General features: G+C 54.3%; 17 protein-coding genes. 1 reads left to right on the top strand and 16 read right to left on the bottom strand.

All coding sequences use genetic code 11. The features are described from left to right. Nucleotides 1–63 precede the first annotated feature (63 nt). The 15 genes from G8764_RS08650 to G8764_RS08580 all read right to left on the bottom strand — a co-directional run bounded on the left by G8764_RS08650 (nucleotide 64) and on the right by G8764_RS08580 (nucleotide 22,143). Nucleotides 64–1,116 (bottom strand): sugar phosphate isomerase/epimerase family protein, encoded by a 1,053-nt coding sequence (locus G8764_RS08650; protein WP_166164202.1) that lies wholly within the window; start codon nucleotides 1,114–1,116, stop codon nucleotides 64–66. An 88-nt stretch (nucleotides 1,117–1,204) separates the two neighbouring features. Continuing rightward, nucleotides 1,205–2,341, bottom strand: coding sequence for a Gfo/Idh/MocA family protein (locus G8764_RS08645; RefSeq protein ID WP_166164200.1), 1,137 nt, complete (start codon nucleotides 2,339–2,341; stop codon nucleotides 1,205–1,207). Beyond that, nucleotides 2,341–3,576 (bottom strand): nucleoside permease, encoded by a 1,236-nt coding sequence (locus G8764_RS08640; RefSeq protein WP_166164198.1) that lies wholly within the window; start codon nucleotides 3,574–3,576, stop codon nucleotides 2,341–2,343. Before G8764_RS08640 ends, G8764_RS08645 begins: the two co-directional genes overlap by 1 nt. 50 nt (nucleotides 3,577–3,626) lie before the next feature. Next, complete coding sequence (locus G8764_RS08635) at nucleotides 3,627–4,469, bottom strand: 3-keto-disaccharide hydrolase (RefSeq protein ID WP_341806342.1); 843 nt, start codon at nucleotides 4,467–4,469, stop codon at nucleotides 3,627–3,629. 60 nt (nucleotides 4,470–4,529) lie between these two features. Next, nucleotides 4,530–5,150 carry a gluconate 2-dehydrogenase subunit 3 family protein gene (locus G8764_RS08630; protein WP_166164197.1) on the bottom strand — a complete coding sequence of 207 codons (621 nt, stop codon included), beginning with the start codon at nucleotides 5,148–5,150 and terminating at the stop codon, nucleotides 4,530–4,532. A 1-nt stretch (nucleotide 5,151) separates the two neighbouring features. Further along, nucleotides 5,152–6,849, bottom strand: coding sequence for a GMC oxidoreductase (locus G8764_RS08625; protein ID WP_166164195.1), 1,698 nt, complete (start codon nucleotides 6,847–6,849; stop codon nucleotides 5,152–5,154). A 317-nt stretch (nucleotides 6,850–7,166) separates the two neighbouring features. Further along, a complete protein-coding gene (locus tag G8764_RS08620) occupies nucleotides 7,167–7,916 on the bottom strand; it encodes a helix-turn-helix domain-containing protein (RefSeq protein ID WP_166164193.1) in 750 nt (249 codons plus the stop codon). 103 nt (nucleotides 7,917–8,019) lie between these two features. Beyond that, nucleotides 8,020–11,394: a pullulanase-type alpha-1,6-glucosidase gene (gene pulA, locus G8764_RS08615; protein WP_166164192.1), complete on the bottom strand. Its 3,375-nt coding sequence runs from the start codon at nucleotides 11,392–11,394 to the stop codon at nucleotides 8,020–8,022. 131 nt (nucleotides 11,395–11,525) lie between these two features. Further along, nucleotides 11,526–13,025 (bottom strand): tryptophan halogenase family protein, encoded by a 1,500-nt coding sequence (locus G8764_RS08610; protein WP_166164190.1) that lies wholly within the window; start codon nucleotides 13,023–13,025, stop codon nucleotides 11,526–11,528. Beyond that, a complete protein-coding gene (locus tag G8764_RS08605) occupies nucleotides 13,022–14,509 on the bottom strand; it encodes a tryptophan halogenase family protein (RefSeq protein WP_341806341.1) in 1,488 nt (495 codons plus the stop codon). Before G8764_RS08605 ends, G8764_RS08610 begins: the two co-directional genes overlap by 4 nt. A 115-nt stretch (nucleotides 14,510–14,624) precedes the next feature. Beyond that, nucleotides 14,625–16,727 (bottom strand): TonB-dependent receptor, encoded by a 2,103-nt coding sequence (locus G8764_RS08600; protein ID WP_166164187.1) that lies wholly within the window; start codon nucleotides 16,725–16,727, stop codon nucleotides 14,625–14,627. After that, nucleotides 16,728–16,877 carry a hypothetical protein gene (locus G8764_RS08595; RefSeq protein ID WP_166164185.1) on the bottom strand — a complete coding sequence of 50 codons (150 nt, stop codon included), beginning with the start codon at nucleotides 16,875–16,877 and terminating at the stop codon, nucleotides 16,728–16,730. A gap of 394 nt (nucleotides 16,878–17,271) precedes the next feature. Continuing rightward, nucleotides 17,272–20,028, bottom strand: coding sequence for a TonB-dependent receptor domain-containing protein (locus G8764_RS08590; protein WP_166164183.1), 2,757 nt, complete (start codon nucleotides 20,026–20,028; stop codon nucleotides 17,272–17,274). 294 nt (nucleotides 20,029–20,322) lie between these two features. Next, on the bottom strand, nucleotides 20,323–21,564 hold the full coding sequence (locus tag G8764_RS22925) for a FecR domain-containing protein (protein WP_166164182.1): 1,242 nt from the start codon (nucleotides 21,562–21,564) through the stop codon (nucleotides 20,323–20,325). A gap of 12 nt (nucleotides 21,565–21,576) precedes the next feature. Then, a complete protein-coding gene (locus tag G8764_RS08580; RefSeq protein WP_166164180.1) occupies nucleotides 21,577–22,143 on the bottom strand; it encodes a sigma-70 family RNA polymerase sigma factor in 567 nt (188 codons plus the stop codon). A gap of 547 nt (nucleotides 22,144–22,690) precedes the next feature. Between G8764_RS08580 and malQ the strand changes: the two genes are divergently transcribed. Continuing rightward, nucleotides 22,691–24,271, top strand: a complete 1,581-nt coding sequence (gene malQ, locus G8764_RS08575) for a 4-alpha-glucanotransferase (protein WP_166164178.1) — start codon at nucleotides 22,691–22,693, stop codon at nucleotides 24,269–24,271. Between the two features lie 235 nt (nucleotides 24,272–24,506). On the opposite strand, the gene G8764_RS08570 is transcribed toward malQ, so the two are convergent. Beyond that, nucleotides 24,507–25,463 (bottom strand): TSUP family transporter, encoded by a 957-nt coding sequence (locus G8764_RS08570; protein ID WP_166164177.1) that lies wholly within the window; start codon nucleotides 25,461–25,463, stop codon nucleotides 24,507–24,509. Nucleotides 25,464–25,544 lie beyond the last annotated feature (81 nt).

Raw genomic sequence — 25,544 nt, 5'->3', positions numbered from 1 at the left:
CGGTAAAAGATTGGCATCTCGCTAATCGAGTGCTGCTGCCGAAATGAGCTTGTACAACAAACGTTAAAGGCCCAATGTCTTTCGAATCTGTGACTCGTCTTTTTCCACTGTAGCGAAATCGTCAAAGGCCTTGTCCGTCGTACGGATAAGGTGTTCCCGGATAAACTCCGCACCCTCTCGGGCACCATCCTCGGGATGTTTGAGACAGCACTCCCATTCCAGCACGGCCCAGCCCTGATAAGCGCACTGGGCCAGTTTACTGAAGATGCCCTTGAAATTAACCTGGCCGTCACCCAACGAGCGAAAGCGACCGGGGCGCTCTATCCACGACTGGTAACCACCGTAGACACCGGCTCTTCCCGATGGATTGAATTCGGCATCCTTGACATGGAAAGCTTTAATCCGCTGCTGGTAGATATCAATAAACGCCAGGTAATCCAATTGCTGCAACAAAAAATGACTGGGGTCATAGAGAATGTTAGCGCGCACATGCTGCCCGGTCGCATCGAGAAAGCGCTCAAAGGTGATCCCGTCAAACAGATCCTCGCCGGGGTGCAACTCATAACAGACATTGACCCCGGCTTCGTCAAACGCATTCAAAACCGGCAGCCAGCGCCGCGCCAATTCGGCAAAACCAGCCTCCACCAATCCCGTCGGGCGTTGCGGCCACGGATACACAGTGTGCCACAACAAGGCACCGGAAAAGGTCACATGCTCGGTCAGGTTAAGGCGTCGGCTGGCTGTAGCTGCGTAAAGCAGCTGTTGTTGGGCCCACTCGGCACGGGCAGCGGGCTGATTGCGTAACTCCGGCGGAGCGAAGCCGTCAAACAGTGCTTCATAAGCGGGATGCACCGCAATCTGTTGCCCTTGCAGGTGGGTCGAGAGCTCGCTGATTTGCAGGCCGGCCGCAGCCACTGTACCGGCAACTTCGTCGCAATAGTCCTGACTGGCCGCCGCTTGTTGCAAATTGAACAGGCGACTGTCCCAGGTCGGAATTTGAACCGCCTGAAAGCCAAGGCCCGCTGCCCATTGACAAATACTCTCCAGATTGTCAAACGGCGGTTGGTCCGCACTGTACTGTGCCAGAAAAATAGCCGGCCCTTTTATCTTCGCCATCTGGTTGCCCTCTATAATTTACCGGTAAATTAATACACTCGATATACTCGAGCGAGCTCTGCTTAACCGCGGTGTGACGTCCTGTCTATTACAGCTCAACCCATACCTGGCCTGCACGACTTGATTGCAACACCGCCTCGACAAACTTCATGCCGCGCACTCCGTCCTTAACACCGGGGAAAGCACCACCACAGTAGGGCTCGCCTCTAATCGCCTGGGCAGCCCCCTGATATATATTGCCCATGGCATCAAACAGGCCTTCCGGGTGACCGGGAGCGATTTTGGTACTTTGCCTAGTAAAATCGTGGTTGTAAGCGTTGCCAGGCTTATAGATCTGAAGCGGCTTGTCTTCTCGCAAGTGATATAACACTGTTGGGCTTTCCTGCTCCCATTTCAGGGCGCCCCGGTCGCCATAAACGGCAATAGCGATGTTATTCTCCTCGCCGGTGGCAATCTGACTGGCCCGAATAATACCTCTTACCCCTTCCCGGGTGCGGAACAAAGCCGTGCCATCGACATCCAGCGGGTTGTTGTCGTAGAGCGTATCGATATCGCCTAAAACGCGCTCGACCTCCAGCCCCGTGGTGTATTCAACCAGATTGAATGCATGGATACCGACATCTCCCATGCAACAACTCAGCCCGGATTTTTGGGGATTGAGGCGCCAGACAGCAGTGCGCTTTTCCGCCTCGTGGATAAACGGATTGATCCAGCCCTGGTAGTATTGAGCGTCGACTTTTTGTACCTTGCCGATTTCACCATTGGCAATCATTTCCCGCATCTGGCGCACCATTGGGTAACCGGTGTAGGTATGGGTCAAGGCAAAGACAGTTTGCTTTTGCTGCACCAGCGACTCGATTTCCTCCGCCTCAGCAGCGCTCAGGGTAATAGGCTTTTCGCAGATTACATGAAAGCCAGCGTTGATCAATTGTGTCGCCATGGGGTAGTGCAAAAAATTTGGTGTCAGTATGGAAACCACTTCGATGCGTTCCGAAGCCGGCCGCGTCAACTCACCTTGGATAAAGCTGTCCAGATCCGCATAGGTTCGCGACAGATCCAATCCCCGCTGCTGGGCAAATTCTTTACTGAGTTGGTAGTCTGAACCAAACACCCCCCCGGTCAACTGGTAGCGCTCTCCCATATTGGCGGCAATACGATGAACGACGCCGATAAAGGAATTGGAACCGCCGCCAATGAGGCCAAGCCTGATCTTGTCTGAATGCATTATGGCTCTCCAATTTGCTGTGAGGAAACTGCTTGGCGCTTGAAAGCCAGCAGGAATATCGCCGCAACAACCCCGGCAAAACCTGCGGGAAATAACCAGATACTCTGCCAATTATGGGTTGCTCCGGCCGCAAAGCTGTCGGTGATATAACCGGCGACTGAAAAACCAATCAACATCCCCAGACCATAGGTTGCCAGAGTAATCATGCCTTGGGCCGAACTCTGAAAGCGCTGGCCGGCTTGCGAATTGGTGTATATCTGGCCCGTCACAAAGAAAAAGTCGTAGCAAATCCCGTGCAAGGCTATACCGACGATTAACGTGAATGCCAGGTCACCGGCATCGCCAAAGGCAAACATCAGGTAACGGATCACCCAGGCAAGCATACCGAATAACAAGGTAATCCGGATACCGAACCGATGCAAAAATGCTGGCAGCAACAGCATAAAACCAACCTCGGAAATCTGACCCAGCGTCATCTTACCAGTTGGGTTGGCGACGCCAATCTCTGCCAGAAATGGATTAGCGTTCTGGTAGTAAAAGGCCAATGGAATACAGATCAGGATCGAGGAGATGAAAAATACCGCAAAATTTCGATCCTTGAGTAACCGAAAAGCATCCGCCCCGACAATTTCTCCAAGACTGAGCTTTTCCTTACCCTTGGCTATTGGCGCAGTCGCCGGTAAGATAAAACTGAAAACACCCAGGATAAAAGCCGCACAGCTACTCAGTAAAAATGTATTGCGCAGCAATCCCTGCTCAATACTGGCGCGTGAATCCCAGGAGAACATATAACTGATCATCAGTCCTGCGACAATCCAGCCAACAGTACCCCATACACGAATTTTAGAGAATTCCTTTGCCGGATCTGACATCTGCCGAAAGGCTACTGAATTGACCAGCGCCAGAGTCGGCATGTAGAGCACCATGTAACCGAGAACGAAGGGGTAAAAAGTAGCGAACTCGGTGGAATTGTGCATTTGAAAGAGCAACGCGGCACCCCCAAGGTGTAGAACACCCAAGATTTTTTCGGCGTTGAAGTAGCGGTCGGCAATAAGACCTATTACGAAGGGGGCGATAATCGCCCCCCAGGATTGGGTGGCAAAGGCCATGCCGATCTGGGCGCCTGACGCAGTCAGGTTACTGGCGAGAAATGTACCCAGTGTAACAAACCAGCTCCCCCAGATAAAAAACTGGAGAAACATCATAAAACTCAATTGATATCCCACTCTGTTCATGAGCAAGCTTTTCCTTCATTAATTATTGTCGTGTGCAATGCACCGATAAGTTAAAGCTCTCTCAACCAGATATTGCGGAAACTGACCAGTTCGTTGTGGTCCTGCAGCACCAGCGGCAACTTGGCCGGGTGTTGCCGATACAAAGGCACGCCTCTATAGGTAGTTGGCCCCCAGATACTGACATTATTTTGCACCAGTACCCCGTTGTGGATGACGCTAACCCTGGCCGGCGCAACCAGATTGCCAGTGCTGCCAAAAACCGGTGCGGTGAAAATAATATCGTAAGTTTGCCATTGCCCGGGCGGCAGACTGGCATTCACCAGCGGGCTTACCTGCTTGTAGACCGCTGCAGCCTGGCCGTTGCTGTAGGTTTGGTGTTGATAGGAATCCAACACCTGCACTTCGTACAAACCCTGCAGAAAAATGCCGCTATTGCCTCGATCCTGGCCTTCTTTCAAAAGCTTGTTCGGGCTTTTCCACTCGACATGCAATTGCACATCCCCGAACGCCTGTTTGCTTTTAATGTAGCCACTACCGGGTTTAACGGTCATGCTACCGTCTTTTACATCCCACGCAATTGGATCACCGGGCTTTTTCAGCTTTTGTAGAAACTCCGCGAAATCAGTATAGGTATCGGCAGCCCCTACGCCTTTTTCCCAGGCTGAGTGATTGCTGCCATCGAATAAAATGATGGCATCGGAAGGAGGTGCACTGCCAGCGCCAGGAGTAACTACTACCGGTACGGAATTCCAAATTTCAGTTGCCTGGGGGTCTACTTGCCCGGTCGCCGTCCCGGCGCCGTTGGCCACCGCCGTCAACAGCAAGAATCCCAATGAAACGATATAGTGGGACCAGGGACATACATTGCAAAATAGGCTGTAATTATTTTTCACGCGGCTATTACCTCTTGCTGATTTACCTGTTAGGAATTTTACCTGTTAAGAATTTGTACTCTAGAATGTCCAGACATTACCGACTTCTGACACCGGCATGCAGGGGTCATAGCGCCCTGGGATCGGATCATAGCTAAGCACCTGCTTGGCTATTTTTTCCGAGGTAAAGTACGATTTTATGGTCAACTCGCGCTGGGTTACCAGAAAACTCGAAAGGAAATACTCATTCTCCCTTCCGCGAGGCGCATCAATTTCTGCGACCAATTCGAGTACATTTATTGTCGACTCGGGTGACAGAGTGTAATTTTTCTCGATAAATTGACGCTGCAATTGCACGCTGCTTTTATGGAAGGCTGCGCCATACTGGTGCGCGTATTGCTTTAGAAAAACCTGCAGCCCTTGCCTGAACTTTTCACGCTCTGGAATGCTAAATACATCTTTCAACAACAAGTCGATAAATTGGGGTACTGCCACATCAACAGCACCCGGTATTTCACTGGCGGGTATAATTGCATCAGCGATTTGGGTAACAGCAAACGCTTCTTCACGATTCAGAAAAACCGGCAGCCAATCTGCATTGGCAGTCTTGGTCGCAGCCTGCAACAATCCCGAAAATGTACCGGCAGCAATGACTACACCGGTGGACAGCGTTATGGATTTTAATAGTTGACGTCTGTTCATCCTACAACGCCCCTTTCTTCAGCTGTGCTACAGCATAATCTGCCGCCCTGGCCGTGAACGCCATGTAACTAAGCGATGGGTTTTGACAGGCGGCGGAGGTCATAAAAGCGCCATCGGTGACAAATACATTGGGCACACTATGGACCTGGTTGTGGCCATTCAGTACCGACGTGTTAGGATCCCGTCCCATCCGCGCCGTACCCATTTCATGAATGCCCACCCCGAGCGGTGAGCCATCGTCAAAACTTTCTACATTTTTAAAGCCCGCCACAGTCAACATTTCTTCAGCACTGGCGCGCATGTCCATTCTCATTTTTAGTTCGTTGTCTTTGAGTTCACAATCAAAGGTGACCGTAGGCAGCCCCCATTGATCGGTGCGTTTATAGTCAAGGTACATTTTATTGTCGTGATGGGGAAGCACCTCACCGAAGCCGGAAAGCCCCATTTTCCAGGGACCGGGGCGGGTAAGTTGCTCTTTAAGATTGAGCCCTATGGATAATTCCGGGATACTCCTTTCCCAATTTTCCCGACTGGCGCTGCCCTGGTAACCATAACCCCTGATGAAATCAACTTTCTCAGTTTGGCCAGGCAAGTTCCTGAACCTTGGAACATAAACACTGCAGGGCTTGCGGCCTTTGTAGTACTTTTCTTCGAAACCATCAATCGTTCCCGAGGCACCCACACGATGGTGGTGATCCATTATATTGTGACCCAATTCACCGCTATCATTGCCCATACCGTTGGGGAAGCGGTCAGACCGGGAATTGAGTAGAATACTGGCAGACGCGATGGCCGAAGCGCAGCAGAAAATGACCTTGGCAAAAAACTCAAAGGTCTCTTTGGTTTCGGTATCTATTACCCTGACCCCTGTTGCCTTGCCTTGCCGCTCATCATAAATAATCGAGTGCACAATGGAATTGGGCCGCAACGTCATTTTGCCGGTTTCTGCTGCATAGGGGAGCGTCGAAGACAGGCTACTGAAATATGCGCCAAATGGACAACCTCTGATGCAGCGATCTCTGAACTGGCATTTCACCCTGCCTTTAAAAACTTTATCACCGGTAATATGGGCGGCTCGTCCCGGCATTAACAGTCGGCCTTTATAATTCTTACTGATACTACTGGCCAAATGCTCCTCAACACAATTCAAAGGCATTGGCGGTAACAATTTGCCATCCGGCAGGTGCGGCAAACCCATATTCTGCCCACTCACGCCAATATGAGTTTCCACATAGTCGTACCACGGCTCTATATCCTTGTAACGCACTGGCCAGTCTACCGCAATACCATCCTTCAGGTTCGCCTCAAAGTCCATTTCGCTCATGCGATAACTTTGCCGCCCCCAGGTTATGGATCTGCCACCTACGTGGTAACCGCGTATCCAATCAAAACGCTTATCTTCGTTATAGGGGTGATCGACATCATCCACGAACCAATGCTTGCCTTCCGGCCGGGTGACAAAACCGGTTCTGGCTTGCTTGGGTTGTCTGGCCAACTCTTCGGGAGTGTTATAGCTGCGGTGTTTAAAATCCCAGGGATCCATCATGGCGGTGTGATAGTCTTTTATATGCTCGACCTTGCGCCCGCGCTCGAGCACTAATGTGGTCAAGCCCTTTTCGCAAAGCTCCTTCGCAGCCCAACCTCCGCTTATGCCACTGCCGATTACAATAGCATCGTAAGTTACAGAATCATTTATCATTATTAGCATCTCAACATTATATTGTTGTACTCAGCGACGCAGGATAAGCGCCGAAGAATAGAGCACTGCAATCCGTTAATGTGTGCACAATTTCTGGCACAAAATTACTGAAATCGATTGCATTATACCGACGCCTCCCATTCACCATTAGTATTTAATCTGAGCAGACTTGGACAAAATCAGCGATTGCTGGATAAATGAGAAATCCCCCTGTGCCCGGTTAATTGTTAGATGGCGTATTAGCCGAACGGGGATAGGCGCAGCCGCCAGTAACAACAATCAATTACATCAAGCATGAATCCGGACCCTGTACCACGTCACGGGGACGTTGCCCGCTCCCTGTATGCAGAGGGGGATTCGCCAAAATGTTTGCAAAATTGTCGACTGAAATAGGCCGGATCATCGAATCCGCTTTCATTGGCGACAATCGAAATCGGCACTAAGGTCTCGACCAACAAGCGGCGAGCGTTCTGCAGGCGAATTTCATTGATAAACCGCTTTGGCGATTTTTTCAGAAACTTATTGAAACGTCGTTCGAGCGCACTTACTGACAGATGGGATATGGCCGCCAGATCCTGAATTTGAATCTGGGTCATATAGTATTTTCGAATATAATCGATAGGCACACGCAGTTGATCGAGGGCTTTCAGGGAATAAGATATTTTTTCGAGATGCCGGGAAATTCCATAGGTACCAAGAATTCGGTTATTACTGTCGTAGATGGGACGCTTGGATGTAAGGAACCAACATAAATCGCCAGATTTCAGAACATTCAACTCCAGCCGCTCGTTTACCTCCGCGCCTTGCAGTACGCGTTTATCATCGGCAATAAATTGCTCGGCGATATCCCTTGGGGCAAAATCAAAATCGTTAAGCCCGATGACAAGATCGAGAGAATCAATGCCCACCTGTTCCAGGAAATACTGATTGGCAAAGATAATCCTGCTTTCCGAATCTTTGATCCAGACCAAACTATCCGGAATCAAATCGAGCACATGTAATAGCTGCCGGACTCCGGCACACTGATAGAAATCCTCGCAATCAATTTTATGGGAAACCATCAGCATTCGCTCCTATTGCTGCTGCCCGTTCAAACCCAATAGCATTGTCGGCGAACCAATTTCTTTCATGTACTCATTGTCTCCTTGTTAACAGGCCGTTAACTGACCGCTATGGACTTTTCACAGTGTGCTGCTTCGCCACAAAAACAGCTGTGGTTCGCGCTGGCACATAAAACACTCTCGAGTGCGAATCAAATCGGGCCCTTCTCACCACTCGGTCATGGGATTTCTCCTGCACCGGGTGGAGTTTAAATCCAGCGTCGCCATCGCCGGCCGGGAAATAAAATCCCCGCCCTTGAGCGTTGGCGTTGAATAAGACGACAATTTCAATGCCATTGCCACCGCCCAGGCTCATGACAATAAGTCCGGGAATCTGGTCCGGACCGGTATTGTGGAACGCCAGCTGGTCGATGACATCCGCTGCCGTTCGCAGGCGAAACAAGCCGGAACTGCTGCGGATCTGCAACATTTCGCGCAAGTGCCTGGCCGCGCGGCGGATATCCCTCACATCCACACCCATGTCTGGATCGGCCAGCAAAGGTGCAGCCACCGGCCAGTTATTGGCGTTGTCCCGCTCCGGTGGCAAGCCGCGGCCCCAACCATTGACGCCGTAGGTCCAGTCGAGCATATTGAACCAGTCACCCGAGTCGTAACTGTTGCGGTCCAGGGACTTGGAGCGCAACATATCCTGTCCGGCGTGGAACAACGGAACGCCCTGGCTGAGGGCAATAATGCTGTTCGCCAGGTTGACCACCCGCACCCGATCGGCGCTGCTGGTGGTGACAGGCAGCTTGTATTGACTGATGTCAAACAGTGTCTCGTTGTCGTGTGCGGCAGCGTAGTTAATGACTTCCTGGGGGTCGCTGGTATAGCCGGCACCGCCCTGCCCCAAATAGGGAAGCTCAGAGCCTCTGGTCATGTTGCCCCGGGCATCGATAAACGCGAAGTCGCGCAAGCTGCCGGCAAGGCCAATGCGAATCCAGTCAGTGAGGCCTAGCAGTTTCTGCCGCTCTTCCCAACTGCCCGAATTCTCGGCATTGGGATCAGTGTACAGGCCATTGATAAATCCCTGGGTACGCACGTGATCGATCCCGGAATCAAAGGGGCCACCACCGCGAACGCCATCCCGCAAGCGGTCGTTAAAGGAACCGACCCCGGTCTGGTCGCCCATATTGATCTGGGTTGCCTGGACAAAGCGGGCATCGTTGGCCACTTCGCCAAAATTCCAACCTTCGCCATAGAGGTAGATACTCGCACCGTCGACACCGTCCTCAGCAGCTGTCAACGCTTGCAGCATGTCCCTGGCTTTTTCGATATTGGCCCTGGTGTGATGACCCATAATATCGAACCGAAAGCCATCGACTTTATAGGCTGTGGTCCAGGTGCGCAGCGAGTCGAGCATGAGCTTTTCCATCATGTAGTGCTCGGTGGCGGTGTTGGCACAGCAACTGCTCGTCTCGATAACGCCAGCGGCGTTTAATCGGTGGTAGTAATCGGGCACGATCTTGTCCAGCACCGACTTTTCTCCCTGCAGACTGCCGCTGGTATGGTTGTAAACCACGTCCATGACCACCCGCAAGCCGATTCGGTTCAACCCTGCCACCATCTCCCGGAATTCACGGATGCGGGTGACGCCGTCGGGGTCGGTGGCATAACTGCCCTCGGGGGCCGTGTAATGGTAGGGGTCATAACACCAGTTGAACCCGTCCTGGCTGCGAATGGTTTCCACCGCCGCCTGCTGTTCGGTTGAATCCGGCGCGAAGCCTCCCAGATCCCCCGTGGTCAACTGCAAGCTGCGCGCTTCCGGAATGGTGGCGCAGTCAAAAGCCGGCAGCAAATGCACATGGGAGAGCCCTGACCGGGACAGCCTCCGCAAGTGCTGAATGCCGCGACTGTGCCGCAGGTTAAAGGCGGCAAAGGTGCCGCGCAGGGCTTCCGGCACCGATTTATCGCCAATACTGAAATCCCGCACGTGCAATTCGTAGATCGCCGCATCCTCCGGAGCTTCGAGATCGGATTTGCGCAAGCGGTCCCAGCGGGGAGGCTTGAGGTCGGCATCCTCCAGGTTGACAATCTGGCTGCGCCGGCTGTCCATGGAAAGACTCAGGGAATAGGGGTCCGTGACCAGGTTGGTGACAATCTGCCCGCTATTACGGGCGTAGACCTCGACTTCAAACAGGTAGTATTTGCGATTCCAGTCGGCGTCTCCCTCGATCGACCAGGTACCGGTAACGGCGTCCCAATGCATGGGCAGAATGGCGCTGGCAGCGCCGTTGGAATCGTCAAACAGGTGCAGCCGCACCGAGCGGGCGGTGGGCGCCCAGACGCGAATGCCGGGCACGGCGCCGGCAAAGCTGACACCGAGTTCACCGTCGTAGGCGTAGAGATCATCCAGCACACCGGGCGGTTGCACGCCGGTGGCGGCCACTGCATCACCAGCCGTGTCGGTTGCGGCGACGGCAAACTGGGATTTCAGAATCTGCGGCACCAGGTCCAGGTCGCCGGCGCCAATGCGGTACACCGGCAAGCCGGCAAGGTGACGGAATTTTCTGGCGCTGGCGCCGTCGACCACGCCGTCGCGAGTCAGCGAAATGGCGTCACCGCCCGTCAACCCGCCCGGCGTGACTGCCAGGCCGGCGCTGGCGCTGAAGTGTAATTGCACAGTGCTATCCGCCGGTACGTCCCAGGCCAGGGTATCTGCCGTCAGCCAGTAGGCTTTGGCCTCGGCGATATTGCCCACCGGCAGATCGCCACCGATGCTCAGCAGGTGGCTGACCGGATCGTAGCTGAAGACCACCAGGTCGCCATTCTCCGGGACCGAGAAGGCAATATCAGCGCCGTTGCGCGCGCCGCCAGCGCCGTAGTTTTCATCCCAGCTCTCGTTGTGGGCTACTTTGACTGTGTAGTTACCGGCGGGAATCGCGGTGGTGGCAAAGCTGTAGATACCATCACCGTCCGCATCTTGCAGCCAGGACTGCAGGCATTCCGGCTGCCAGTCGCCTGGACAACCCAATTCCGACTGGTAACTGCCCGGCGCAGTGGCGATGATCGAATTGTGGTCGTCTGTAATCCAGTGGCTACGGTGGTCGTAGTAGAACTTGACCGCTGCCGGAGCGTTGAGGTTTAACGGGATATTAGCGCCGTTGCGATCGGCGTGGCGGCCATAGTTTTCATCCCAATTGCCGTTCAGTGCCGCTTTGTATTCCCAGTTGCCCGCCGCCAGGACAAAGCTTGCCTGCCATACCTGATCGCTGTCTTCGAGATCGAGCACGGTATTTAAGCACTCGGGTTGCCAGTCGCCAGAACAGCCCAGTTCGGATTGCAAGTCGCCGACCAGGGCCACGCTCCCGGGTTGACTGCTGTGATTAGCGAGGCCGGGGGCGGGTACGAATGCCGCGACCACGGACAGGCACAGTAAGCCCGGTAAACCAGAAATTAATTTACGTCCATGAGTCGTGGCTGCTAATCCCAGTTTTCTTTTCATTTCTTCAAGCTCTCATTAATAGTGCATTTATTCTCGCGACTATGGCCGCCACTAAATCCAGGCAGTAAGTAAAGCCACCAACGACATGCCCGGAGACTTGCGAACTTCCGGTTCGCCGACTTGCAATGCGATCACCGGACATTGGCCAGATTTTCTTGATGCGAGCTGAAATTCAGGCTGCAACCCTGGAGAAACTGCTCGACTTTATGGTCCTTGAAAAAATCGACTTTATCCAGCTGCTTTTGCACCAGCGGAGGATAAGCACCATAGCCGGATAATAAGCAATGCCACGACAGCGAATTAAAATTTGATTCAATCTTTTGCCTTTCAATTTCTTTGCTGACATCGCCAATTCGAAACCAGGTATCCAATATATGCAGCAGCGAATCGGAAAGCACCTTGTTATCCCGGTTGGCTTTCCAGTATTCGCTGTCATCGCGGGTATTGAGCTTATAGTGGGCAACGATATAATCCCTCACCCGCTCAAACCTCCCGGTCATTTTATTGTTGAACTCGTCCCTGCCTGCAGCGGTGAACTTTTCCCGCTCGTAAATGCCGATAAACAGTTCAATACAGATTTGCACCAGGTGCAGCGCAGTGGCCTCGAGAGGCTCGATAAAGCCTTGCGACAAACCGAGACCCAGGCAGTTGCGGTGCCAGTGTTTCTCAAGTTGGCCAACCTTCATTTTCAGGTGGCGTGCCGGCTGCTCACTTTCCAGACTACCCAATACTGTTCTCAGCTCCGTTTCTGCGGCATCGGCACTAATAAAGTCCGAGCTGTAGACGTAGCCATTGCCATAGCGATTGGTCAGCGGAATCTTCCAGCACCAGCCGTTGGAAAGTGCACAGGACAGGGTTTCAACCGGCACGTTTGCAGTAATGGGAGTGGGCATGACCACAGCGGCATCGTTAAACAAATTGTCTTTATAGCTGTTGAATTTTACCCGGAGGGCTTTTTGCATTAGCACCGAGGCAAAGCCGGAGCAGTCGATAAAAAAATCGCCTTCGATCTTCTCTCCGGCGGCGTTGGTCAGCGCCGCAATATCACCGCTAGCAGCCTTTTCGACATCGACGATCCTGGTTTGAATGTGCTCCACACCCTGTTCGACAGCCCGCTCAGCCAGGTACTTGCCCAGCATCCCGGAATCAAAGTGATAGCCATACTCCATTCGAAAGGGAAAATTTGCCGGTGTTTGTGGGCCTTTAAGCTGTTGCGCCAGTACGCCGTTAATGAAAAAGTCGTCGGGCTGCGTATGCACATTGAGTCCGTGCCGGCGATTCAAGCAGTTCATGATGAAATCGTTTTGCGTAAAGCCATCGAGTTGCGATATGAACGGGTGGCTGTAACTTTGCCGCCCGGAGGCAGGACTCCAACCCTCGAAGCGAATATTGACTTTGTAGGTGGCGTTGCAGCGTGGCATCCACTCCTTGTCATCAATATCGAGCATTTGGAAGAATCGTTTCAGGGTGGGAGTGGAGCCTTCCCCCACACCAATAATTCCGACATCGGGTGACTCAACCAGGCTGATGCTTACCTGCTCCTCGCGCCACTTGTTGGCGAACAGGTTAGCCGCCATCCAGCCGGCGGTACCGCCGCCGAGAATGACAATCCGGTGCGGTGCCTGGCTCATTGCCCGGCCCCGCAATACATACGTAAAAATTCATCGTGTTGCGGCAACTTTGCTAGCGGCTGGCGCTTGCTTGCCGCCATCTTGGCCAGCATTTCTTGCAGCTGTTGCTCACCGGGTTCATCGGCCAGCGGGTGGTAATCCTCCGGCACTATGCCCTGCCCCAACATAACCTGCAGCCAGGAGGCATCCTTGAAAATATCCAGCTGGTCCTGGAACAACAGGCCGTTGGCTCGAAACAGGTCGATCTTATCGCGCAAGCGCGGCGGCACATCCATGCTCCTTAAATCACGCCAGAACTGGCTGTCGTTGCGTTCATTAACGTGATAGTGAAGGATTATGAAATCGCGGATGGTCTCGTATTCGATCCGCGCCTGCTCATTGTACTCGGTCACCAGTTTGTCGCTGACGCCCTGGTGCGGGAACAGCTTGATCAGCCGCACAATAGCCGACTGCACCAGGTAGATGCTGGTGGATTCCAGCGGTTCCAGAAAACCGCTGGCCAAGCCGACGGCACAGACGTTGCGATGCCACTGTTTGCGGGCCCTTCCGGTGCGAAACGGTATCATTTTCGGCTCACCCAGCGCGGGGGAATCCAGGTTCGCCAGCAGTATACTGGCGGCTTCGTCGTCGCTGTAGTGATTGCTGCTGTAGACCAGGCCGTTGCCATTGCGATGCTGCAGCGGGATACGCCACTGCCAACCGGCGCTATGAGCTATCGACCGAGTATAGGGCAGGGTTTTTTCAAAGCGCTCCGACGGCACGGCGATAGCCTTGTCACAGGGCAGCCAATGGCTCCAGTCTTCGTAACCGGTACCGAGAAACTTCTGTATCAGCAAGCCGCGAAAACCGGAGCAATCGATAAAGAAATCGCCCTCAACCTGGCGACCATCGCGCAGTAACAGGGAGGTAACAAAACCTGAATCGGGGTCTATGCTGACATTATCAATCATGCCCTCGGTGCGTTTGACACCGTTGGCCTCGCTGATTTTGCGCAGGAATTGCCCGTACAGGCCGGAATCAAAATGGTAGGCGTAAGGGACATCCCAGATGGGGTCCTTGACTTGTAACTTGGCAAATACTCCCTGCTCACAGCAGAGATAATTAAGATCGTAGTCCCACAAATTGCTGTGCAAGCCAAGCTTTTCCGCACGGCGCCAGTAGTGGTGGAAATCACAAAATGCATGGCTTCTCCCGGGCACGCCAAAAGTGTGATAATAACTTTCACCGGGCACTCGCCAGTTGTCAAACTTGATGGCCAACTTGACGGTCGCTTTGGTAGCGCGCAGGAATTCGGCCTCATCGATACCCAATACCGCATTCACTTGCTGAATTGGCGGGATAGTGGCTTCGCCCACGCCGACAATGCCAATGGCGTCGGACTCCACCAGTTCGATCGTCACTTGCTTGCCGAGCACGCGTTGCATCAGCGCTGCAGACATCCAGCCCGCGGTGCCACCGCCGACTACAACCACTTTTTTTATCATTGTATTCATCTTTGCATTGATACGGGTATTACCGATACTAATGGAAGCAAAACCCCACTGGCAAATGCCAGCGGGGTTTACTACTGCAATCCTCCTTAGAAGGAGTAGTTCAGGGTCAGCAGGTAGTTGGCACGGTGTCCACCGCCTGGTGAAAGCCCGGTATGTAAAACGGCGAGAAATCGACGATCTCGCGACCGTTGGCGTGCCAATTTACCAGATCCTTGTAGAAATAACCCACGGAAATGTAGCCATCGTCTTCGAAGTACCAGTCGTAGGAGATATCAAACTGGTTGGCTTCCAGCGGCTTCAACTGGGCATTACCCGACACCGCCTGCCAGGCGCTGTCTTCCGGGTCGGTGCTCAACACGTTGAAGATGTTGTTGCGGAACTTGATGGAGGAACCTGGGCCCAGGTGATCGATGCGCGCCCGGCTGATAACTTTCGCCAGCGCCGCCCGTACCATGTGACCGTCGCCAAAATCAAAGTTCATATTCAGGCTCGGTAGCCAGTGGCGGTAGCTGTCGCCATCCTTGATTGGGGCCGCCTGCACCAGCAAATCGGGGCCGGTGAGAGCATTGAAGCCCGTGGACTCCTGTTCGGAATCGATCATCTGCATGCCGAAGTTACCAAAGAAATTGACACCGCGGATATCGGTCTCGAAATCAAACTTGGCAAACAGCGTCAGCACCTCTTCGCTCACGGTGTAGGTGTCACCGAGGCGATCGGGCTCCAGGCTGGCGGCATCCCAATAGCGGTAGGCTTCAGAGTCCAGGATCGAAAGTGCGTCGTAGGCCACCACATTGCCCAGCCCGGCAAACGACAAATCGGCGACGCCTTCACGGAACTCCTCGGGAATAACACCGTCCAGTGGCCAGGTGCTGGCGGTGATAAAGGCGCCAGTGTTGTCCTTGGACTTAAACCGATCGGAGTACTGCACGCCGAAGTTGACCGACTTGATGTAGTCGTGGCTCAGCTCAACCACGGCTTCCAGACGGAAGGTATCCAGCTCTTCTTCAAACACCGCCTCGTTGACAAAGCCGTCCTGGGCCTGGGCAAAACCGACGCCCGGAATACCGGAGACCGATTCCTGCAGCGCGTCAATCGGCGCCAGGCTGCCACCCCAGGCCTGGGGACCGGCCAGCTTGATCATATCGAAATCGCCAAAGTCGGTGCTGTTATTGGAAAACAGCAAGCCCTTGGAGTTGAGCTGCCACTCACGGGTGGTGGGGTCACCCTGGGTCGACAATCCGGCACGGCCGACACCGGCGTAACTCTCGGCCCGTAAATCATTTTTGGTGGTCTCGCTGTGGGCAACATCCATCTTCACTACCACGGTATCGGCCAGCTGATAATCAAAATTCGCCCCGAAGCTTTTCAGTTCACCGAGTTTTTCCAATGGATCCGAGCGAATCACCGAGTGAAAGCCTGCGGTCGTGCCAGCCGTCACCGCGCCATTGGCTATGGTGTCGGCGGTGGCGGTGGGCAGGGCTTCGATAAAGCCGCGGGAAATACCGGTATCGGCAAAGTCGATGTAGAGCGCATCCAGCTTGATGTCCAGCTTCTCATTGGGGCGGAATTGCAATACCAGTGCGGCTGTATCGCGCTCCAGCAGTGTCGAGCGGACTGCGGTATCCATGCCATCCGGCGTGAAATTGTTGCCGAACGACGGGTTCTGGGTGTAGCCCCAGAGACCGTTGCGCTCTTCCTGGGTGGGAGATTCGGTGGTCGCCAGCGCCAGCGCCACACCGATAGTGTCATCGGCAAAACGCTGGGAGAAACTCAACGCCGCGCGATGTCCGGTATCGTCGAAGTCGGGGTTGTTGGATTGCTCGCCGTTCATTTCATAACTGGCGTTGATGGTGATCGTCGGCGCCGAATCCAGTGGCCGCGCGGTGCGCAGGTCAACCGTACCACCAATACCCATCTGTGCCAGGGTGGCGTCCGGAGACTTGTAGACTACTGCGCCACTCATAATTTCAGATGGGTAGAGGTCGTATTCGACACCGCGGTTGTCGCCGATACCCAGCAACTCGCGACCGTTCATGGTGGTACCGACATAATCTTCCTTAAAGCCGCGCACCGATAGACCACTGGTGCGGCCATTGCGCCGCTCACCGGCCAAACCGGGCAAACGCGCCAGCGACTCGGCAATACTGGAATCCGCCAGTTTGCCGATGTCTTCGGCAGAGATGGCTTCGACAATGGACGAGCTGTCCATTTATACCGCCTGGGCTCGCATCAAACTGCCGCGGATACCGGATACCACCACTTCTTCCAGGACCTGATCCTGGGCCACCGCCACACCAGAGGCAGTGGCAGCCAAGGCAACTGCAAGGCAGATAGGCTTGGGTCTGAATTTATGCAGCATAGATTGTTCTCCAGAGAGTACTTATTATTTTGTTCCCGGCTGACAGTCTCGTGCGCCTGCAACTGGTCGCAAAAACAATAACCGCTTCAATTAAATTTATTATTAGCCCCTCGGCCAAACCTGCATGGGATCAAACAGATGTCATAAATACATCAACACCTCCCCTCTAGACGCTTATTTGAATTATTTAGGGACCCCCAATATGCAAAAAAATGAGGAAAGTGACTGTGTCATTCAAATTCTGGAGCACATTAGGCAATTACCCCTTCACGGATTGATTGTCCCTTCAATAATTGATTGTCCCTTCACGGATTAATTGTCCCTTTACGGATTAATTGCCCCTTCCAGATTAAGAATGGGCGGCAGGTTTGAGCGGGAATATCCACTGGGCCGGCTAAAACGTTAGCCGCAAGGACAGCCGAACATCGCGACCAAAGATTGGCCGCCCGTAGAAAATATTTGACACTGAAGACTCTATAGCCCCCCTTCTTGGCGCACCTTCGGTGATACCAATTTCATCGGTCAAATTCGTCGCCAGTAATTGCACTTGACTGCTGTCAGTTAGATTAAACAGCAAGCCCATATCGAGTGTGGAGTAGGCCGGAAGCTTTATGGAATTGGCCGCATCCGCGTATCGCAGCCCGGTATAGTGGAATGCGGCAAACAACTGATGATTGTTTTCACCGAAATACCACACCGGCCTCAGGGTCATCACCGACCTGGGCTGGCGCAGGATCTGGTTGCCATCGAACCCCCGCGCCAGAGACAAGCCACCGCCCGCCGCGCCCCCGGTTCTGGCGAAATCTGCGTACTGAATCGACTGGTAGAACCCGCTAAACTGCAGTTCCAGAAAATTCTGCGGATGCCATGCCAGCTCCCACTCCAGCCCCAGTGCTTGCGCGGCTGCATCCGCTGTTTCCGTCACTATATTGCCCTGTGCATCGACCCTTTGGTTGGAAACGGCAATGCGAGGTAAGTCGTTGGCAAACACCACCAGATAGGCGGAATGGAGACTCTCGCTGTATTTAAGCCCCAGCTCCAGCAAGGTAATGCCTGATTCGGTTGGCTGGCAGCAAGAGAACCACTGGGCAAACGCAGGGGTAAACCGAAAGGCCTCGCTGTAGCGTGCAAACAGCGAAAGCTGCGTACTGCTGCGGTAATTTAGCCCGAGAGTCCAGGCCAATTCGTCATCCGCGAACCGATAGCGTCGCTGCTCGCCAGTAAAAACTGCGACGACGTTATCGGCAAGGGTTGCGGGGTCACCGAGATTTATCTCTTCCGTCAGGGCCACTTTACCCTGTTTGCTGACACGCTGGTAACGCAGGCCAAAATCCATGCGCCAGGCTTCGTCCAATTGCCAGGTATCGATAAAGTACAACGCCTTGTGAACCACATCATCCTCGAATTTCTGCAAATTGCTGTGATGATTCCAAATACCCTGATCGGTGTACTTAATGGTCTGCTGGCCGCTGCTGTCGACGCCGACCAGGTCCAGCAACCTCGGCCGGTGCCTCGCCTCGCTGATAATCGACTGCCAATTCCACGCCTGCGCCTGATCAAACTGGCTGTAATACAGACCCAGCGTGACTTCATTACTGCTGCCGTCTGCGCGAACCGCTCGCCTTACCAACCGGAAATCATTGATCAGGTTATCGAGCTCTACCACACTCTGCCAAATACCTTGATCAACCAGGATCCCGTTAGGCAACTGTTCACGGCGCAGCAGGGCCCCGTCACCATTCAGGTAGCTGAACCGAAGCGCTGCCGTAGCCGGCGCCTCCGCCTGCAGGGCGAGCAATTCATCATCCAAATCTTCAAAGTTATTACTTCCCGAAAAAACCGCATTGAAATCCACGTGCCCCGACACATGCCGTAATTTATTACTCAGCTGCCAATCGCCCAGCGTTCGGTCTAAAAAGAAATCCAGGGTATTGACCCGAGTTTGCACACCATCGGAGACGTCAAAAATACCGGTCTTGTTGCCAATGCCATCATAAATAGACAGGTTCGAGAACTCCTGCGAGACCATGGATCCCGTGCCCGGATCCAGCCCGGCAAGACCGCGCCGACTGCTCGCCATCGGCAGCGCCGGGTAAAAGGTACTGGTGTCGGAAATGCGTTTGAAACCCAGGTATACATCACTCTCACCCAGCGCCAGATTCAGGCCGGCGCGGACCTGCCCGCCGCTGTTGGCGTTAAAGCCCGGATCCCGGGTACCACCATCCGACAATTGAAACCCGCCCACGTGATAAAGCAAATTCTCTGTCACAGGCCCGGAAAACTGGAAATCCACGCGGTATAAGTCATGCTCACCCATACCCAGTGTCAACTGGCCTTTTGGCGCTACAGTACCTTTACGGGTAATGATATTTACTGTGCTGCCGGGAGAATTGGATGCGGTCACCGCCGCTGAACTGCTGCGCACGATTTCAATGTTTTTGACGGTATCATCGATTCGGCTGAAGATATCGGCATTGGTAAAAGTCCCTGCGCCCTCTTCGAAAGTCGGCAGGCCATCTTCCAGAATCCGCACGTAACGAAAATTGTCGTTTGGCAGGCCACGAAAATAAACGTTGTTGCCCAGCACCCCGCCGGAACTTTCCACAAACATCCCCGGGACTTCCGCCAGCACCTCCGCCAACCCTCTCGGAGCCCGCTTTTCTATGGCCTGAGACTCTATAGCGCTGATCGCATAAGAGGCATCAAACCGGGTCTGCCAACCATTGCCGCCGACACCGGTGACTATAATATTCTCGATTATTTGTTGTGATGACGGTGCTGTACCACCGACTTGGGGCGCTGCAGATTCCGCGGGGGGGCGGATCACTCTGCGAAGGGCTATAGTATTTTTATTGACCAACAGGTATTCGAGCCCGGTATCCGCCAATAACAGCTGTAACACATCCAGTGCCGTTACACCCGGGTCTTGCAGCGACCAGCGAGCTGTCGCTGACTGTTTCCCCAGCACCAGTTCCGCAGCGTAGACAATTTGCACATCAAACTGCTCGGCAAACGCGCGCAGAGCCCGGGCAAGGGGTTGTGCGCCGATCTCGGCAGAAGGCAATTCCTCAGTCACTGCCGCCGATAACGAACATCCCAATGCCAGCATCAGGCTAAAAAGCAGCCGGGTAAATGTGCTTGATTTCTTCACTACAAGGTTCCGAGGATTCTGTTTAAGCTGAGAAAATCACTTGCCTCGGCGCAAAAATTAAAAGAGAAAAGCCCCCCTCAATGATTATATTGCTCCAGTCGAATTGCAACAGAAAAATCAATAACCCTGCAGCTGGAATCGACCGCAATCGCGACGTTTGGTTAGAGCCACTTTACTATGCCTGATTACAACTAACGCTAAACGATCCAGAAGCTGGCTATATCTATAAATTACAACCAGCTATATCTATAAATTACAAATAGTTACACCGATTTTCCTTTATAGCCGAAGCGACTATTTTGAAGCGGGCTTATCTCTAATTATACGCGTGCCATCCGAACCCACTTCTATCGTAATATCGCGCACTTTCAGCAGATATTCCAGCAATGAATTGGGATCCTTGCTATCGAACACGCCGCTCAACTCAATCGCCGCCAGTGTCGGGCTATCGACTTTCAGTTTTCGACTGTTGTAACGATTAAACTCCTCGGTTATGGCCGCCAGAGTCTGCTGATCAAAAACCAGCTTGCCCTCGGTCCAGGCCAACATTTGCTTGACCGGCAGGTTGTCCGTGACTTCTATACCCAGGCCGCCACTGTTGCCCTGAGCAGCACTGCCAGCTTGCTCTCTGCTCACCAGCAACGCCCGCTGGCCAGCTCGCAAGTTCACCCCCGCCTGCATCGCAGTGAGACCTTCAGAGCCGCCGTCAGCTGACACCTCTGCCTCGGGCGGCAGGACAATTGACCGCTGGTAACTTCGAGGCGCCAGCATAACATTGCCCTCCAGCAAGCTTACAGACGCCTGCTGGGGTTGTTTGTGAACATTGAATTTGGTCCCGGTCACCACCACCGTCGCCCTGCCGCTACCAACATCCATTTCTACCACAAATGGTCGACTGACCTGGGACTCGACCTCAAACAAAGCTTCTCCACGGCGCAACTCTACCCGCCGCAGGTTGTTATCGAGTTGCACCAGCAACTCCGTACTGGTGTTCATAATCACCGTTGAACCGTCATCCAGCATCAGGGTGCGCTGCTCCCCCAACCCGGTGGTATAGGTTTGCGGCTTCTCGGTCATAAACGTTGTTGCAACAGTGAATAGCAGCAGGCCCGCAGCCAGTGCGTAAAGGGGATAGATAACTCGCTTCAAGCCGCCTAATTTAGCGTCTGTCATGGAATGGATGGCGTATGTGTCTGCGACGGGCTTGCGCCCTTCTGCTGGTGTTGCGTTAGCAGCCTGCGCAACCGCCGCAGTAGTGCCCCCGACAACCCGGTCGTCGTTAGTATCCGATTGCGCCACAAGACCCGCTATATCCAGCTGGCTGGGTACTTTCAGCTCGCCGGCATCGCCCCAGATTCTGGTTATTTCCAGATACTCATGCACATGCTGCGGCGAGCGCTGCAGCCATGCGAGAAAGGCTTGCTCCTGAGTAGTGCGCTCAACTTCCGGCAACGGCATATCATCGCGCAAAGTGACAAACCATTCAGCCGCCTCTGCCGCTACAGGATTGGTTTGCTTGGTGCTGCTCTCTACCACGCCAATTCCACATCAGTTTCCCTGGGTAAGCATCAGGTAATCCCGGCAACGCACCAGGGCCTTGGACAGATGCTTTTTGACCATATCCCTTGATATACCCAATTTGGCCGCAATTTCATCGTAGGTAAAACCCTGCTGCCGGTGCAGTAATAACACATTTTTTTGGATCTCAGGCAAATGCTCAAGCGCTTTTTGTAACTCGTCAAATTGTTGCTGCTTCTCCACCACCGTGTCCAGAGACTGCTCATCGTCGCCTACAAGATCAAAATCATCAACTTCACCTGACATTGGCATTCTCGCGGTCTTATTGGACCAATATTCACTGATAAGATTTGCAGCAATTCGAAACAGATAGGCCTCCGGATTATCGACCTGATCTGCCTTGTTAAAGCGCAGCAGACGCAGGAACGCATCCTGGGCAATATCCTTCGCCGACTCATTATCTGGCAGCCTTCTCTGGACGAATCGCTCCAGATTGACCCGGCTGCTTCGAAACAGGTCAGCGACAACCTCGTTAGAAAGTCTCACGATGCGCGACTTCGGCCCAACAACTGGCCGGCCAGCAACCAGTTCGTGCACAACAGGACCAACATTTTACAAGACTCCCAAACTGGGGTTTTCGGGACCCCTATTTTGTTAATAACGGGGTAAAAGACGTTCTTGACAGGGCAAGAGTCGTTATTCGCAGGGCAAAAATGCTTGCCACAAGAGCAGGATATCGTATTTTTCATCGGCTGAACCCAATTATTCTATTTTACCGCCATCGCCCCACTGAATGCTCAGTGGCAACCATTGCTGCCGCTGGTCCAAAACCAATGACCTGCAGGTTCCGGCAGCGCAGTGTGGCGCTTATCGTTACGCAGTCCAGACTACACAAACGCTTGATTCTGCAACAAGGCAAGGCATACGTATTCAGGTTTGCAGCGCTGCGCAACAGGCAATGAATAGGTATGGAACAGATTGAGAAAATTCCTAATCAGCATAGAGTAGGCTCACGTGCAAGCACATGACTGCTGTGGCATTGAACGGCAGCCAATGGCACCACCGAGGCTTTAGAGACCGCGAGCACCCAAAGAGCGATAGTTCGCCATTTCACCTATCATTAACCCGCAGGAAATCTAATAACATGACACTTGGTTCAAACAACACAGCAACCCCGGCAAGGTCGGGACTGAATCCGGAGCAACTGCTCAGCGGCCGCGCCAGCGGCGTACTGCTGCACCTGTCCTGCCTGCCCTCTGCCCACGGTATTGGTGATATGGGCACGGCGGCCTATGAGTTCGCCGACCAACTGCAGGCCGCCGGGCAAAAATACTGGCAAATGCTGCCGCTCAATCCATCCAATCCCCAGTCCGGCGAGTCGCCCTATTTCAGCAGCTCGGCCTTTGCCGGCAATCCACTGCTGATCGATTTGCGGCAATTGCTGCAGCAGGGTCTGCTGCAAGGCGCTGAAATTGAGGTGCCCGCCGACTTGCCACCCACCCAGGTGGCCTTTGCGCGGGTGCGCAAGTTCAAGCTGGCAATGCTGGAGCTGGCTGCGGCCCGATTCCTGGCCGCGGCTGAGCTGCAACCGGACTTCCACAGTTTCTGCGCGCGGGAATCCGCCTGGCTGGACGACTTCAGCCTGTTTACCGCCCTCCAGCAACAGCAGCAAGCCGCCTCCTGGGCCGATTGGCCCGCGCCCTTGCGGCAGCGCGACCCGGCGGCGCTGGAGCAGGCGCGGCAGCAGTTGGCCGAGCCAATTCGGGTGCAGAAAGTGCTGCAATATTTTTTCGATTGCCAGTGGACGCGACTCAAATCCTACTGCAACAGCCTTGGCCTGGTGGTGTTTGGCGATATGCCCATCTACGTCAGCTACGAGAGTGCCGATGTCTGGGCCAATGCCGAACTGTTCAAACTGGACCAGAACCAGCGCCCGGTAGCGGTGTCCGGGGTGCCGCCGGATTACTTCAGTGCGACCGGCCAGCTCTGGAACAACCCGGTCTACAACTGGGAGCGCCTGCAGGCCACCAACTACCAATGGTGGGTTGAGCGCATGGGCGGTTTGTTCCAGCGTTTCGATATCGTCCGTATCGACCACTTTCGCGGCCTGGTGCAATACTGGGAGGTGCCCGCCGGCGAGCCAACCGCCATCAACGGCAGCTGGCAGGACGTGCCCGCTTACGAATTTTTCGACTGTCTAAAGGCCGCCTACCCGCACTTTCCGGTGGTGGTGGAAGACCTCGGCATCATTACCCCGGATGTGGTGGAGGTGAAGGATCACTACCAGTTGCCCGGCATGCTGATTCTGCAGTTCGCCTTCAGCGATAACGACGACAACCCCTACCTGCCGGACAAACACCCGCAGGCGGCGCTGGTCTACCTGGGCACTCACGACAACACCACCGGCCGCGCCTGGTATGAACAGGCCGACCCGCAGACCCGGGCCTCGCTGCTACGCTTTATCGACGCCAACGAGGGCGACGATATTGACACCATCGTCGATCAACTGCTGGCGCTGACCTTGTCGTCACGAGCCGACATCGCCATTGTCACGGCCCAGGATTTGCTGGTATTGGGTGCCGATGCGCGCATCAATGACCCCGCCGTCAACACCGGTAACTGGGGCTGGCGCATGACCCAGGCCGAGTTTGAGCGCCTGCCTATGGCGCGCCTGGCAGAGCTGACCCGGCAGTACGGCCGGGTCTGGCAGGCAAACCAGCCTTAATTGTTACCTACGAGCATTTAGTTTCCATCCTGTAAGTCTTAGCCGGCGTTAAGCCGGCTCTTTTTTGCCTGCGGTTTTTGCTGCTGCTTTTTCCCGAACAGGGATTGCTGCAGCTGCTTGCTATGGGCATTGCTATCGCTATTTCGTAGCGCTTTGCCGCAACGGTATACCTTTTTCGACGAATACTTTTTGCAGCACTTTGCGGACAGTCAGTTAACTGCGGCTGAGCGGCGAACTAGCCGGCCAGCAACCCCAGCAGTCCGGTCAGCAACACCCAGCAGGCAAACAACAGCTTTAATTTGCGCACCGGCAACCAGCAGGCGATACGCCGCGCCAGCAGGCCACCCAGCAGCGCACCGGGGCCGGCAAACAGCACCACATGCCAGGCGATCTCCGGCTTGAACAACAGGTGCTGGGGCAGTGCCGCCCACACGGTAACAGCGGATACACACACCGCCACGGCGACCGCCAAAGTGATTTCAAAACGCCGCAAAATCAGGTAGGTGGCCACCAGCTCCCCCACCCCCACCGACAGGGAAGCGGTCAGCCAACCGCCGCCGAGACTGATCGCCAGCAGCGCCAGCCAGTCCAGTGGCAACAACCTGCGCGCCGGCACAATGGGCAAACGCAGGCTGAGACTGGCCAGCAACAACAGCCCCAGCACGACGGAAAACAGGCTGAAATTGTGCTTCAGGGAACCGCTGTGGGGGGCCAGGTCGGTGTACAAACTCCAGATCCCCAGGCACGAGGCGACACTGCACACCAGCACCAGCGCGGTAAACGCCTGCCAACCGGTAGCTTTAACCACGGAATTTTGCCGCAGCGCACGGGCGTGGCGAGTCCAGCACACGGCCCCGGCGGTCATGCCGAAGCACTGTATGGCGAAGCTGGTCGCCACCGCCTGGGCATCGCTGAACTGCAACTGGGAAAAGGCCGGGATAAACACTACCCCGCCACCGGCGCCGGTGGTATTGGCAAAAATTGCACCGCAGATACCCAGCAGACTGTAGGGCAGGTGTGAGCTGAGAAAACTGGCCAGCGACGGCTGCAACAGGGGTAGCATTATCGCCAATGCAACCACGGCAACCCCGAGTGGCAGGCCAAGCAGCAGCAACCAATGCCATTGGCGCCGGGCTTGATCGCGCTGCCGCAACAATGGAGTGGCGTTGGCCCTGTCTGAATCTCTGGACATGATTATTATGATGATTCCGGCTGCCGCGCAAGAGCGCAGGTTGGCCGGCAGTATACTCTGCAACCAGCCCGCCGCAACAGC

It is taken from the genome of Pseudomaricurvus alcaniphilus (assembly GCF_011440395.1).
In the GTDB taxonomy this organism is placed as follows: Bacteria; Pseudomonadota; Gammaproteobacteria; order Pseudomonadales; family Cellvibrionaceae; genus Pseudomaricurvus; species Pseudomaricurvus alcaniphilus.
Note: the sequence above shows the minus strand (reverse complement) of the source record. Positions and strands in the feature narration are given on the sequence as shown.